Annotated in this window: 13 protein-coding genes; 5 read left to right on the forward strand and 8 right to left on the reverse strand. The window is 75.9% G+C overall.

What is annotated here, in order from left to right; translation table 11 throughout:
- Positions 1–35 precede the first annotated feature (35 nt).
- The 4 genes from AB0G08_RS05615 to AB0G08_RS05630 all read right to left on the reverse strand — a co-directional run bounded on the left by AB0G08_RS05615 (position 36) and on the right by AB0G08_RS05630 (position 3,959).
- Positions 36–785 (reverse strand): hypothetical protein, encoded by a 750-nt coding sequence (locus tag AB0G08_RS05615; RefSeq protein ID WP_358083520.1) that lies wholly within the window; start codon positions 783–785, stop codon positions 36–38.
- 30 nt (positions 786–815) lie between these two features.
- The gene (locus AB0G08_RS05620; RefSeq protein ID WP_358083595.1) at positions 816–1,874 is read right to left on the reverse strand and encodes a type III polyketide synthase; all 1,059 of its coding nucleotides are present in this window, start codon (positions 1,872–1,874) and stop codon (positions 816–818) included.
- A 100-nt stretch (positions 1,875–1,974) separates the two neighbouring features.
- Complete coding sequence (locus tag AB0G08_RS05625; RefSeq protein WP_358083522.1) at positions 1,975–3,141, reverse strand: acyl-CoA dehydrogenase family protein; 1,167 nt, start codon at positions 3,139–3,141, stop codon at positions 1,975–1,977.
- Positions 3,142–3,185: 44 nt separating this feature from the next.
- Complete coding sequence (locus tag AB0G08_RS05630) at positions 3,186–3,959, reverse strand: methyltransferase domain-containing protein (protein ID WP_358083525.1); 774 nt, start codon at positions 3,957–3,959, stop codon at positions 3,186–3,188.
- 45 nt (positions 3,960–4,004) lie between these two features.
- Here AB0G08_RS05630 and AB0G08_RS05635 point away from each other — a divergent pair, with 45 nt between their 5' ends.
- The 4 genes from AB0G08_RS05635 (at position 4,005) to disA (ending at position 8,606) form a co-directional block, all read left to right on the forward strand.
- A complete protein-coding gene (locus tag AB0G08_RS05635; RefSeq protein WP_358083528.1) occupies positions 4,005–4,844 on the forward strand; it encodes a UbiA family prenyltransferase in 840 nt (279 codons plus the stop codon).
- Between the two features lie 139 nt (positions 4,845–4,983).
- A complete protein-coding gene (locus AB0G08_RS05640) occupies positions 4,984–5,739 on the forward strand; it encodes a hypothetical protein (RefSeq protein WP_358083531.1) in 756 nt (251 codons plus the stop codon).
- Between the two features lie 88 nt (positions 5,740–5,827).
- Entirely contained in the window at positions 5,828–7,282 is a 1,455-nt protein-coding gene (radA, locus tag AB0G08_RS05645; RefSeq protein ID WP_358083534.1) for a DNA repair protein RadA, read from the forward strand.
- 142 nt (positions 7,283–7,424) lie between these two features.
- Positions 7,425–8,606, forward strand: a complete 1,182-nt coding sequence (disA, locus tag AB0G08_RS05650; RefSeq protein WP_357873776.1) for a DNA integrity scanning diadenylate cyclase DisA — start codon at positions 7,425–7,427, stop codon at positions 8,604–8,606.
- A 36-nt stretch (positions 8,607–8,642) separates the two neighbouring features.
- On the opposite strand, the gene AB0G08_RS05655 is transcribed toward disA, so the two are convergent.
- The 3 genes from AB0G08_RS05655 to AB0G08_RS05665 form a co-directional block, all read right to left on the reverse strand.
- Positions 8,643–9,365 carry a hypothetical protein gene (locus AB0G08_RS05655; RefSeq protein WP_358083537.1) on the reverse strand — a complete coding sequence of 241 codons (723 nt, stop codon included), beginning with the start codon at positions 9,363–9,365 and terminating at the stop codon, positions 8,643–8,645.
- 148 nt (positions 9,366–9,513) lie between these two features.
- The gene (locus AB0G08_RS05660; protein WP_358083540.1) at positions 9,514–10,098 is read right to left on the reverse strand and encodes a peptide deformylase; all 585 of its coding nucleotides are present in this window, start codon (positions 10,096–10,098) and stop codon (positions 9,514–9,516) included.
- Entirely contained in the window at positions 10,095–10,607 is a 513-nt protein-coding gene (locus AB0G08_RS05665; RefSeq protein WP_358083542.1) for an ACT domain-containing protein, read from the reverse strand. Before AB0G08_RS05665 ends, AB0G08_RS05660 begins: the two co-directional genes overlap by 4 nt.
- 161 nt (positions 10,608–10,768) lie before the next feature.
- Between AB0G08_RS05665 and AB0G08_RS05670 the strand changes: the two genes are divergently transcribed.
- The gene (locus tag AB0G08_RS05670; protein WP_358083546.1) at positions 10,769–11,668 is read left to right on the forward strand and encodes an A/G-specific adenine glycosylase; all 900 of its coding nucleotides are present in this window, start codon (positions 10,769–10,771) and stop codon (positions 11,666–11,668) included.
- A gap of 279 nt (positions 11,669–11,947) precedes the next feature.
- Here the strand turns inward: AB0G08_RS05670 and AB0G08_RS05675 are convergent.
- Positions 11,948–12,337 (reverse strand): C39 family peptidase (locus AB0G08_RS05675; protein WP_358083548.1); only part of this gene is annotated, 390 nt, incomplete at its 5' end.

Below are 12,337 nucleotides of genomic sequence, written 5' to 3' on the forward strand. Positions count from 1 at the left end.
GCGCTCGGGACACCCCGGCGGGTGCCGAGGCGGGGTCAGGGCAGGGCGACCAGCTGCGCCTCGACCCGGAGCGGCTCGGCGTTGGCGCTCGACAGCGAGACCTGGAACGGCCCGCCCCTCCCGGTGACCTCTGTCGAGGTGACCGAGCCGTCGCAGGCGCTGGTGATCGGGTCCGCCGCCCGGGCCCCGTCGATCACGATCAGCAGCTCGCCGGGGCCGACGCAGCGGAACTGGAGCAGGTGCCGGGCCCCGCCCTCGGCGGAGGCGTGCTTGACGAGCCCCTCCGCAGGGCCCAGCCGACCTTGAGCGGACCAGACCGTGTCGGGGAACGAGTCCAGCCGGCTGCCCCGCGCGGCCTCGTCGAGCCGTCCGTCCATGAACCGGCGGGCGTCCGGCCCCGCGGGCCCGACGTCGGTCCGGACGGCGTCGCCGCTGCGCGGGTCGACCCGGAAGGTGAGGCCGCTGCGCGGGTCCGTCCTGGTCGCGTCGCCGGTCTTCGGGTCGACGAGCCAGAAGCTGCTCGCTCTCACCGGCCCTTCCGGCGGGACGGCCTGGACCCGGGCCGCCGCGGACCCGCCCCCGACCCGCGGTGCGGCGCTCGAAGCGACGCCGACCGGTCCGGTGCGGGGCGCCTCGGCCTGCCACCACCAGCCTCCGCCGACCAGCGCGGCCAGCCCCGCCACCGCCAGCACGGCGGTGCGCAGCCGGTCGTCAGCCCCGGCGGGAGTCGCGTGCTCACCCGCGTCCGGCCCGGATTCCGGCCGGCCTGCCGCATCGGCGTCCATTACCAGAGGGTAACCGCCCCGCGCGACGGTTCACTCCTGTCGTTCGAGCAACGCGGCGTAGAGGGTCAGGCCCGGGCCGAACGCCAGCATCACCACCCGGCGCGGCGGCGACGCGGCCCGGCGCAGCCGGTCCAGGATCAGCAGCACCGTCGGCGACGAGCAGTTGCCGTGCTCGTCCAGCGTCGCCCGGGACGCCGCCAGGCCCTCCGGCGGCAGGGCCAGCTCCCGCTCGACCACGTTCAGGATACGCGGACCGCCCGGGTGCACCGCCCAGCCGTCCAGCTCGGACAGCGTCGTGCCGTGCCGGGCCAGCAGCCCCTCGACCAGGCCCCGGACGTGCGTGGAGAGCACCTGCGGCACCTTCGGCGACAGCCCCATCCGGAAGCCCGTGTCGGTGACGTCCCAGGTCATGTGGTCGGCCGTCGAGGTGTCCGTGACGGAGGTGACCTCGCGCAGCGCGTACCCCCGGCCGCCGGGGACGACCACGGCGGCGACCGCGGCGTCCGAGAAGAGCGCGTGGGAGACGATCTGCTGGGTGTCCACCCGGGCGTTGGAGGGCTGGATGTGCAGGCTGGTCAGCTCCGCGCAGAGCAGCAGCGCGGGCCGGCCCCGGGCGGTGACGAAGTCGCTCGCCGCGCCCAGCCCCGGCAGTGCGGCGTAGCAGCCCATGTGCCCGACGAACAGGCGCTGCGTGTCCGGGGCCATGCCCAGGTCCCGGGCGAGCAGGATGTCCAGCCCCGGGGTGGCGTACCCGGTGCACGAGCAGACGACGAAGAGCCCGACATCGCCGGCGGACAGGCCGGCGGCGGTCAGCGCCCGGCCCACCGCCTCCTTGCCCAGCGGCAGCGCCTCGACCAGGTAGCGGCGCATCCGCCGCTCCGTGGGCCAGTCGGAGACGTCCTCCAGCAACGGGTTCACGGCGGCCTGGCGGCGGGTGACCCCCGAGTGCGCGAAGATCCGCTGCGCCAGCGCCCGCGTGCTGCCGGAGAAGTGCTTCGAGAAGAAGCCCTCCCACAGGTCGTCCTGCGCGGCCGACGGCGGGTGTGCCGTCCCCAGCCCCGCGATCACCGGTACGGCCACCATGCCCACCTCTCGTCCGACCTTGCGCACCGGGCGGCCCACCCCGCCCCTGGACGGGCCCCCCGCGCCGTGCGCCCGCGCGTCCGCCGCCTCGGCGGACTCCCCACGCTCACCAACGAGGGACCGTCGTGTCGCGGTCCGGGTCGCCGCCCAGCGCGGCGATGCCGAGCCAGTCCGCGCAGACGTCCGACGTCGCCGGGTGCAGCGAGCCGCAGCGGGCGTCCCGATAGAGCCGCTCCAGCGGATGCCCCCGCCGGGTGGCGGACGTGCCCGCCGCCTCCAGCATGGACGCCGCCACCTCGGCGGCGGTGGTGCCGGCGAGCAGCTTGGCCCGCCAGACCCAGCGGTTGGTCTCCGCGTCGCCCGGCGCCTCGTCCACCCGGCGGGCCGCCTCCGCGACCACCAGCTGCGCCGCCGCCATCGCCGCGTCGGCCCGGCCGAGACGGGACCGGACCGCCGGCAGGCCGGCGAGGTTGCGGGCGTTCAGGTGCTCGGCCGCCGCGTCGACCGCCGCCCGGGCGACCCCGACGTAGACGGCGGCGTAGCTGGCCACCAGCCAGTGCGGCATGAGCTGGGCGACCACCAGGGCCAGCCCCTCCACGCCCCCGAGCAGCCGGTCGGCCGGCACGGTCACGTCCAGGTGCAGGTCGTGCGAGGAGGTCGCGCGCATGCCGAGCGAGTCCCAGGTGGGCTCGACGGTCAGCCCGTCGCCGGCCGGCACCAGGAACTGGGAGACCACCGACTGGTCGGCGGCGCTGCGGGCGGCCACCAGGTAGCCGTCCGCGTGCCCGGCCCCCGAGCAGAACGTCTTGCTGCCCTTGAGGCGCCAACCGCCGTCGGTCGGCTCGTAGACGGTGCTGAGCTGGGAGAGCCGGGCGCCGGCGCCGCGCTCGCTCATCGCCACGGCGTACCAGGAGCCCTGGGCGGCGGCGCGCAGCAGCCGGTCCCTGGCGGCCAGCGCCTCGTCCGGCACCCCGAGCGCCTCGGCCAGCTCCTCGGTCACCGCGCCGAGCGCACCGGTGACCGAGGCGTGCATGTTGAAGACCAGGGCCGTCGCGCCGTTGCCCCGGGCCAGCTCGGTGGCGACCGCGGCGTACTCGGCGAAGGTGGCGCCCATCCCGCCGAGCGCGGTGGGCACCATCAGGCCGAAGAGCCCGGCCTCGCGCAGGTCCCGGAAGTCCTCGGCCGGGAACGAGCCGTCCCGGTCGTGCTCCGCCGCCCGGGCGGCCAGCCTCGGTGCCAGGCGGCGAGCCGCCTCCAGCGCGTGCTGCGTCATACAGCCCCCTTCTCGGCCCTCTCCCTACCCAGGGACGGGCACCGCTATCCGCTCCGTCGACCACGCCCCTGGTAGAGCACGGCGGTCGACCACGTCGGCACGATCCGCGGCGTCGGGCCGGCGACCGTCGCGTGCGGACGGCCACCCGGGACCGCGCCCGGACGGTCGGCGGCGCGCATCCGGCGGGCCAGCCAGCCGAGCAGGCCGGGCACCCCCGGCCGGATGCCCCGCAGCCGCAGGTCGACCCCGTGCCGGGCGCACTCGGCCACCAGCGCCCGGGCGTCCACGAACAACCGTGGATCGTGGATGCCCCTGGGCACCGTGGGCAGCCGCTCGGCGATCCGCACGGCGAGCAGCCGGCTCAGCGCCGTGTCGTTCAACGTGTCCAGGACGAGCAGGCCGCCGGGCCGCAGCAGCCGGCACGCCTCGGCCACCGCGCGCCGCCAGTCCGGCACGTGCTCCAGCAACTCGCCCGCAGCGACCACGTCGGCGCAGCCGTCCGCCAGCGGCAGGGCGGTGACGTCGCCGTTGACGACGCTCACCCCGTGCGCGGCGGCCTGCTCCAGGGCCGACCGGGTGAGGTCGACGCCCACGTGCCGGTAGCCCTTGCCGGCCAGGTGCGGGGCGAGCAGCCCGGCGCCGCAGCCGAGGTCGACGAGGAGGGCGCCGGGACGGGACGCCGTCGGCACCAGCGCCGCGCGGGCCTCGGCCAGCCAGTGCAGCATCGCGAACGCCCCGTCCGGCCGCCACCACTCGCCGGCCAGGTCGTCGTACTGGCGCGGATCGTTGCGTGGCAGGGTGCGGCCCGCGTCTGGCATGGACCGAGCGTGGCACGACTGCCCGGTAACGACCAGACTTCCCTCATGTCGCCAACGGTGCTAGGGCTGGTCAGGGCGAGTCACCCGGAGCCGGCCGCCGCGGTCACCACGGTGGCCGGGCTGCTGGCGTGGGGCGTCGGGCACCGGCCGGTCGGGGTCCTCGCCGTGGTGCTCACCGTGGCGTCCAGCCAGCTCGCCGTCGGCTGGGCCAACGACGCGCTCGACGCGGAGCGGGACGCCACGGTGGGGCGTACCGACAAACCGGTCGCCGCCGGCGCGGTGGGCCGGCGCGCGACGGCCGTGGCCGCGATGGTGGCCGCGCTCGCCACCCCGGCGCTGGCGCTGGCGACCGGCCCGGCCGCCGCGCTCTGCGCCACCCTCGGGCTGCTCTCCGCGCTGCTCTACGACTGGCCGCTGAAGTCGACCCCGGTCTCGGTGCTGCCCTACGCGGTCTCCTTCGGTTCGCTGCCCGCCTTCGTCGTGCTGGCGCTGCCCGGGGCGGTGGTCCCGCCGGTCTGGCTGGTCGCCGCCGCGGCCTGCCTGGGCGCCGGGGCGCACTTCGCCAACGTCCTGCCCGACCTGGCCGACGACGCCCGGACGGGGGTGCGCGGGCTGCCGCACCGGCTGGGTCCGGCCGGCAGCCGCGCCGCCGCCGCGCTGCTGCTGCTCGCGGCGACCGCCACGCTGGCCCTCGGGCCGCCCGGGCCGCCGTCGGGCGTCGGCGTCGCCGCGGTCGCGACCGCCGTCGTGGTGCCGCCGCTGAGCTGGTACGGCGGGCGCGCCGCCGCCCGGGCCGGAGGCCGGCAGGTGGCCGCCTTCCGGGCCGTGATGCTGGTCGCCCTCATCGACGTCGTCCTGCTGGTCACGAGCGGCCGACTGGTGTGACGCGCGCCCCCTCCGGTGGCATCTCCGGGTCGGCGTGCGGGGGTGGATCAGGCCCAACTACCCTGGAGCGCGGTCTGCGCGGGCAGGGCCACCACCCCCGGCGTGAGCACCGGGTGGGATCGTGACGAGGAGGACCGACGTGACGCGCTCGATCAGGGGTTCCCGGCGGGCGGCCCTGCTGCTGTCCGGGATGGCCGCGGCGACCGGGCTGCTGCTGTCCGGCTGCGGCGCCGGCCAGGTCTCCGAGACCGCCAACAAGGAGCCGTCGGTCCAGGGCGTCAACCTGTCGGCCCGCAACGGCGAGTACGCGGTCCGCGGCCTGCTGGTCGAGTTCCCCGGCACCGAGGGCTACCAGGCGGGCGCCAACGCCGTCCTGAACGCCGTGATCTACAACGACTCGCGAAACCCGGTCACCGTGACCGTTTCCACCGACAGCGCCCGCGAGGTGGTGATCGCCGGCGCCGGCGCGACCGCCAGCCCGTCGGTGTCCCCGAGCGGTTCGCCGTCGCCCGACCCGTCGGCGCCGGCCAGCCCGGGCACCTCCGAGAGCCCGTCGGCGCCGGCCAGCCCGGGCGCCACCGGGAGCCCGTCGGGGTCGGCCAGCCCGTCCGCGCCGGAGAGCCCGGCCGCCCCGGCCGGCGAGCCGGCCCGGATCGAGATCCCGCCGCTGAGCTACGTGCAGCTCAACACCGGGTCCGACCGGTTCTTCCAGCTCGTCGGCCTGAACGAGGCGCTGCGCTCCGGCCAGAACGTCTTCGTGACCTTCGACTTCGGCAACGGCGTCACGATCACCGGCCCCGCGCCCGTCGCCGTGCCGCTCACCCCGGCGGCGCCCCCGTCGCCGATCATCGAGCGTGAGGGCGGCTACGAGGGCCAGGAGGACGGCGGCCACTGACCCCGCCCAGTCAGACCGACGACACCGTCGGCGTGGTGACCGCCACGCCGGCGGTGTCTTCGTCGTACCCGGGGACTAACGTCCCGGTGTGACCACCTCACGATCGGCCTCCTCCCGCGCCGGCGGGGTCGGCGGGCGCGGACGCGCCGCCGCCCGCGAGCCCCGGCCGGCCTACGAGTGCGACGCCTGCGGGCACCAGCCACCGAAGTGGGTGGGGCGCTGCCCGGAGTGCGGCGAGTGGGGCTCGGTGGTCGAGTGCACGGTCACCGGCCCGACGGTCTCCGGAAAGGTGGTCAGCTCCCGGATGCCGGCCGAGCCGGCCCGGCCGATCGCCACCATCAGCGCCGCGCCGGCGCGGGCCCGCCCCACCGGGGTCAGCGAGCTCGACCGGGTCCTCGGTGGCGGCCTGGTCCCCGGCGCGGTGGTGCTGCTCGCCGGCGAGCCGGGGGTCGGCAAGTCCACCCTGCTGCTCGACGTGGCCCAGCAGTGGGCGGCCGGCGCCGGCAGCCCCTCCCTGGTGGTCAGCGGCGAGGAGTCGGTCAGCCAGGTCCGGCTGCGCGCCGAGCGGATGGGCACCCTGCACGACCAGCTCTACCTCGCGGCCGAGAGCGACCTCGCCGCCGTGCTCGGTCACCTCGACGCGGTCAAGCCGGGCCTGCTGGTGCTCGACTCGGTGCAGACCATCTCCACCACCGGCGCCGAGGGGGTGTCCGGCGGGGTGACCCAGGTGCGGGCGGTCACCGCCGCCCTGGTCTCGGTGGCCAAGGAGCGCGGCATCGCCACCGTGCTGGTCGGCCACGTCACCAAGGACGGCCAGGTGGCCGGTCCCCGGGTGCTGGAGCACCTGGTCGACGTGGTGCTGCACTTCGAGGGCGACAAGCACTCCTCGCTGCGGATGGTGCGCGGCGTGAAGAACCGGTTCGGCGCCGCCGACGAGGTGGGCTGCTTCGAGATGCACGAGGGCGGCATCAGCAGCCTGGCCGACCCGTCCGGGCTCTTCCTGACCCGCTATTCGGAGCCGGTGCCCGGCACCTGCGTCACGGTGGCGATGGAGGGGCGCCGGGCGCTCGTCACCGAGGTGCAGGCGCTGATCGGCGCGACCGTGGCCGGCTCGCCCCGGCGGACGGTCTCGGGGCTCGACTCGGCCCGGCTCGCGATGGTGCTGGCCGTGCTCCAGCGGCGCACCGAACGCCTGACGCTGCACGACCGGGAGGTCTTCGCGGCCACCGTCGGCGGCATCCGGGTGGTGGAGCCGGCGGCCGACCTGGCCGTCGCGCTCGCCGTCGCCTCGGGCGGGCTCAACCTGGCCATCGCGCCGCACCTGGTGGCGATCGGCGAGGTCGGCCTGACCGGCGAGGTGCGCCGCGTCGGCGCGGTGCCGCGCCGGCTGGCCGAGGCGGCCCGGCTCGGGTTCCGGCTCGCGCTGGTGCCGACCGGCTGCGGCCCCGAGAGCACCGGCGTCACGCCCGAGAACATGCGGGTGCTCGAGGTGACCGACGTGCGTTCGGCGCTCCAGGCCGTCGCCCGGGCGTCGGCCGAGTGACCGCCGGTGGCGGTCGGCGGAGCGTCCGGCCCGATATCGGACAGCACGGACTCCAGCCCACGCTCCGGGCGAGGCGGGGCATCGTGACACATCACAGTAACCACGACAGCACCCACCGCAGGGCAGTCCGTAGACTGTGCCCGTGCCGATCGACCGCGACACCGCCAAGCCTGCCGGTGCGACGCCTCACGCCCGCACCGGCGCCGTGGGCTCGCCCGCCCGCCCGATCAGCGTGAGCGTGACCGGCGGCGCCGGGGGCGCTGGCGACCCGTTGCGGGCGAACCTGGCCCTGATGGCCCCGGGCACCGCGCTGCGCGACGGCCTCGAGCGCATCCTGCGCGGCCGGACGGGCGCCCTGATCGTCCTCGGCTACGACAAGGTGGTCGAGGGTCTCTGCACCGGCGGGTTCCCGCTCGACGTCGAGTTCTCCGCCACCCGGGTGCGGGAGCTGTGCAAGATGGACGGCGCGGTCGTGCTTTCCAGCGACGGCACCCGGATCGTGCGGGCCGCCGTGCACCTGATGCCCGACCCGACCATCCCGACCGAGGAGTCCGGCACCCGGCACCGCACGGCGGAGCGGGTCGCCCGGCAGACGGGCTACCCGGTCATCTCGGTCAGCCAGTCGATGCGGATCATCAGCCTCTACGTCAACGGCCAGCGGCACGTGCTCGACGACTCGGCGGCGATCCTGTCCCGCGCCAACCAGGCGCTCGCCACGCTGGAGCGCTACAAGCTCCGGCTGGACGAGGTCTCCGGCACGCTCTCCGCCCTGGAGATCGAGGACCTGGTCACCGTACGGGACGCGGTCGCCGTGGTGCAGCGGCTGGAGATGGTCCGCCGGATCGCCGACGAGATCGCCGGCTACGTGGTGGAACTGGGCACCGACGGCCGCCTGCTGGCCCTCCAGCTCGACGAGCTGATGGCCGGCGTCGACGCCGACCGCACCCTGGTGATCCGGGACTACCTGCCGGCCGGCCGGAAGTCCCGCACCCTCGACGAGGCGCTGGTGGAGCTCGACCTGCTCGGCGCGACCGAGCTGATCGACCTGGTCGCGGTCGCCAAGGCGATCGGCTACCCGGCCGCGTCCGACGCGCTCGACGCGGCGGTCAGCCCGCGCGGCTTCCGGCTGCTGGCCAAGGTCCCCCGGCTGCCGGTGGCCGTGGTCGACCGCCTCGTCGTGCACTTCGGCAGCCTCCAGCGCCTGCTGGGCGCCACCGTGGAGGATCTCCAGGCCGTCGAGGGAGTCGGCGACGCGCGCGCCCGGGGCGTCCGCGAGGGGCTGTCCCGGCTCGCCGAGGCGTCGATCCTCGAACGCTACGTCTGACCGGTCGGGGCCGTTGAGCGGCCCGACCACGGGCGCTCAGCCGGTGACGGTGAGCTTGACCGGCTCGCTGAGCTTGGTGCCGACCCGGGCGAAGACCTGGTACGTCCCGGCCGGCGGGTTCGGGCCCGCCGCCACCCCGTTGGCGCACTTGGTGCTGTCGCGGCCGTTCCAGCCCACCTGGTAGGAGCGCTCGAAGCCCGGCGTGAAGGACTGCACGTCGGCGCCCTGGCCGGTGCCGCAGGTGTCGGACGACCAGATCTTCTCGGCCCCCGACTTGATGAACAACTCCTGCACGGAGGCGCCGACGTCGCGGCTGCACGTCCGCTCGGACCGGTTCTTGATCTTGAGCTGGAGGTCCACCACGGCCCCCCGGACCACCGAGGCGGGCTGGGCCACCGGGGTCACCGTGATCTCCGCGTCCGTGCAGGCGCCGTCGTCGGCGGCCGGCACGACGGGCGCCACCGGCGGCGAGTCGGTGGTGACCGGCCCGCCCGACGGGTCGCCGGCGTCGGGGCCGCCCGCCGCACCCGGCGAGGGCGCCCCGGTCTGCGGGGTGAGCACCGAGCCGGTGGGCTCCGGCGAGGCACCGGACGACGTCGCGCCCGCGGTGGGCTGCGCGTCGCCGCCCTTGTTCGCGTTCCGGTTCGACCCGGTGCACGAATAGAGCAGGACAATCAGGAAGAGAAGCCCCGCTCCGAATACGACGGCGCGACGCCGCCAGTACACGGCGGGTGGCAGGGGGCCGACCGTCAGACGCATGATGTCCCCACCGTAGCGGCGCGGGACACCCCAGCCCCGCGCGACGCGCCGAGTCGTCCGCGGCTCACCGCATCCACCCTCCACATGCGACGCTCCCGCCTGCCGACCGTGTCCCGCCGGCGACGCTGGGTCGCCGCGCCGCCGCCACTCAGAGGTACACCTTGCGCTGGTAGATGGCGTGGGCGCCGGCGACCCGGTCCAGGAAGAGCAGGCCGGCGCAGTGGTCGATCTCGTGCTGGAGGGCCCGCGCCTCGAACCCGTCCGTCACCAGCCGTACGGGGCGGCCGGTGCCGGGCAGCACGCCCTCCACCACCAGCCGGCTCGCCCGCTTGACGTCCCCGGTCAGGTCGGGCACCGACATACAGCCCTCCCGGGCCACCTTCCACCGGCTCGCCTCGACGACCCGCGCGTTGCAGAGCGCGAAGGTGCCGTGCACGGTGAGCGCCTTGGGGTGGCCGGTCACGTCCACCGCGAAGACCCGCGCGGCCACGCCGACCTGCGGAGCGGCCAGCCCGACGCAGCCCGGCGACACCCGCATGGTGGCGATCAGGTCGGCGGCCAGCCGTACGGTCTCCTCGGCGGTCGGGTCCACCTCGCCACCGACGTAGGTGAGCACCGGCTCCGGGGCGGACACCACCGGTCGCACCTCCCCCGGCACGCCCAGGGAATCCGGGGTCCAGTCGCCGAGGCCGGCGTAGGCCTCGGTCTCCGGACCGCGCTCGCCGCCGGTCACAGCAGATCCGGATCGGCCGGTCGGAGGCTCACCCCGACGCCCAGCTCCGCGGCCGTCGCCGTCAGCCGCCCGGCCAGCTCGTCGGCCGTGCCGCGCGGCAGCTCTACCTCGGCGACCACCACGTAGAGCGAGCCGGTCAGCCGGGTGCTCAGGTCGGTGACGTTGCCGCCGGCGTCGGCGAGCACCCGGGTCATGGCCGCCACGATGCCCATCCGGTCCGCGCCGTGCACCGCCATCACGTACGGCTCGCCGGCGGGAGCCGTCTCACCGTCGGGGGTGACCGCGCGTACGGTGGCCAGCAGCTGGCCGTCGGCGGAGAGGGGCGCCAGCGCGGCCTCGACGTCGGCGGCGGTCGGGCCCACGCAGATCAGGGTCATCGCGAAGTGCCCCCGCAGCCGGGTCATGGTGCTGTCGGTGAGGTTCGCGCCGAGCCGGGCGAGCAGCTCGGCGACGTCGGCCACGATGCCTGGCCGGTCCCGGCCGATGACGGTGATCGCGAGCTCGTTCATCCGGGCATTCTGCCCGATCCGTCCGCCACCGCCGCAGCGCCCCGCCCGGACCGCCCAGCCAGCGGGACGACGGCGGTGCCGTCGTGGCGTCCTCGCCCCGTGCCCGGCCTCGTCGCCCGCGCCACCCCGGCGGTGGGCCGCGTGACATCATCGGCGGCGCGATGTCTGAGCCCACTTTCGCCACCCTGGTCAGCCGGTGGTACGAGAAGAACGCCCGCGACCTGCCATGGCGCGGGCCCGACGTGAGCCCGTGGGCCATCCTGGTCAGCGAGGTCATGCTCCAGCAGACGCCGGTCGTACGCGTGCTCCCCGCCTGGGAGGCCTGGCTGGCGCGCTGGCCGGAGCCGGCCGCGCTGGCGGCGGACAGCCCCGCCGAGGCGATCCGGATGTGGGGGCGGCTCGGCTACCCCCGCCGGGCGGTGCGGCTGCGCGACTGCGCGCTGGCGATCGTCGAGCGCCACGGGGGCCGGGTCCCGGACCGGCTGGACCAACTGCTGGCCCTGCCGGGCGTGGGCACGTACACGGCCCGGGCGGTGGCCGCGTTCGCGTACGGCCAGCGGCACCCGGTGGTCGACACCAACGTGCGGCGGGTGGTCTGCCGGGCGATCGCCGGCGAACCGGACGCCGGCCCGGCGACCCGCCCGGCCGACCTGGTCGCCACCGAGGAACTGCTCCCCGCCGAGCCGGCCGCCGCCGCCCTGGCCAGCGCGGCCTTCATGGAGCTGGGCGCGGTGGTCTGCGTCGCCCGGTCGCCCCGCTGCGGCGCCTGCCCCGTCGAGTCCGTCTGCGCCTGGCGCGCGTCCGGCCGCGAGGCCCCCGCGGGTCCGACCCGTCGCCCCCAGCGGTACGCCGGCACCGACCGACAGGTACGCGGGCTGCTGCTCGGCGTGCTGCGGGAGGCGACCGGACCGGTGCCGCACCAGCGGCTCGACCAGGTGTGGGCCGACGACGTCCAGCGGTCCCGGGCCCTCGCCGGGCTGGTGCGGGACGGCCTCGTGGAGCCGGTCGGCGAGTCCTCGTTCCGCCTCGTCGGCGACGGACCGCCGGTCCCGGTGGGCTGACGCGCCGCCCTGGTGGGGCTGCCGCGTCGCGCCGGTGGTCTGCCGCGCCGCCAGTCTCGTTCCGGTGGGCTGCCGCGCCGGATCGGTGGGCCTGCCGGGCCGCCGGTCCCGGTAGGCCTGACGGGCCGCCGGGTCGACGGGCGCGCCGAAGTGCACGGCCCCGGCCCGGTGGGTGCGGCGCCGGATCGGCACGGGCCAGCTTGTGGGCATGACGAAAGGGCCGGCCCCGTGGGGCCGGCCCTTGTCGTCGTTCGGTGGTGCGTTTTCGTGTGGGTCGGGTCAGGCGGTGTAGCCGCGGGTGGCGATCCAGTCGGCGAGGTTGTCGACGCTCATCCGGTAGGAGGCCTGGGTGGGGTCGGCGGAGTCGGCGATGGTGACGGTGTTGCCGTTGTCGCGGTAGCCGACGACGCTGATGTAGTGCCCGCCTTCGAAGGAGTGGGTGGTGCCGTCGGTGTCGGTGGCGGTGCCGGCGATGTTGGCGACGACGGCGTGGCCCTCGTCGATGGCGGTGACGATGTCGCCGCGCAGCCTGTCGGTCTGCTTCTCGTCGGCCTTGGGCTCGCGGATCTCCACCGACTGGTAGGCGTCCTTGCCGGTCTCCTTGTTCAGTACGGGGGTGATGTCGTTGATGGAGTTGGTGCCGGCTTCGGTGGTGCCCATGCGCTGGGC

Origin of the sequence: Micromonospora sp. NPDC023644 (assembly GCF_040640115.1) — a bacterium.
Taxonomy (GTDB): Bacteria; Actinomycetota; Actinomycetes; order Mycobacteriales; family Micromonosporaceae; genus Micromonospora.

What these genes read in the sequence shown, in the direction of transcription:
- AB0G08_RS05615 (WP_358083520.1), bottom strand. Translation starts at nt 785, where the DNA reads ATGGACGCCGATGCGGCAGGCCGGCCGGAATCCGGGCCGGACGCGGGT.
- AB0G08_RS05625 (WP_358083522.1), bottom strand. Translation starts at nt 3,141, where the DNA reads ATGACGCAGCACGCGCTGGAGGCGGCTCGCCGCCTGGCACCGAGGCTG.
- AB0G08_RS05630 (WP_358083525.1), bottom strand. Translation starts at nt 3,959, where the DNA reads ATGCCAGACGCGGGCCGCACCCTGCCACGCAACGATCCGCGCCAGTAC.
- AB0G08_RS05635 (WP_358083528.1), top strand. Translation starts at nt 4,005, where the DNA reads ATGTCGCCAACGGTGCTAGGGCTGGTCAGGGCGAGTCACCCGGAGCCG.
- AB0G08_RS05655 (WP_358083537.1), bottom strand. Translation starts at nt 9,365, where the DNA reads ATGCGTCTGACGGTCGGCCCCCTGCCACCCGCCGTGTACTGGCGGCGT.
- AB0G08_RS05665 (WP_358083542.1), bottom strand. Translation starts at nt 10,607, where the DNA reads ATGAACGAGCTCGCGATCACCGTCATCGGCCGGGACCGGCCAGGCATC.
- AB0G08_RS05670 (WP_358083546.1), top strand. Translation starts at nt 10,769, where the DNA reads ATGTCTGAGCCCACTTTCGCCACCCTGGTCAGCCGGTGGTACGAGAAG.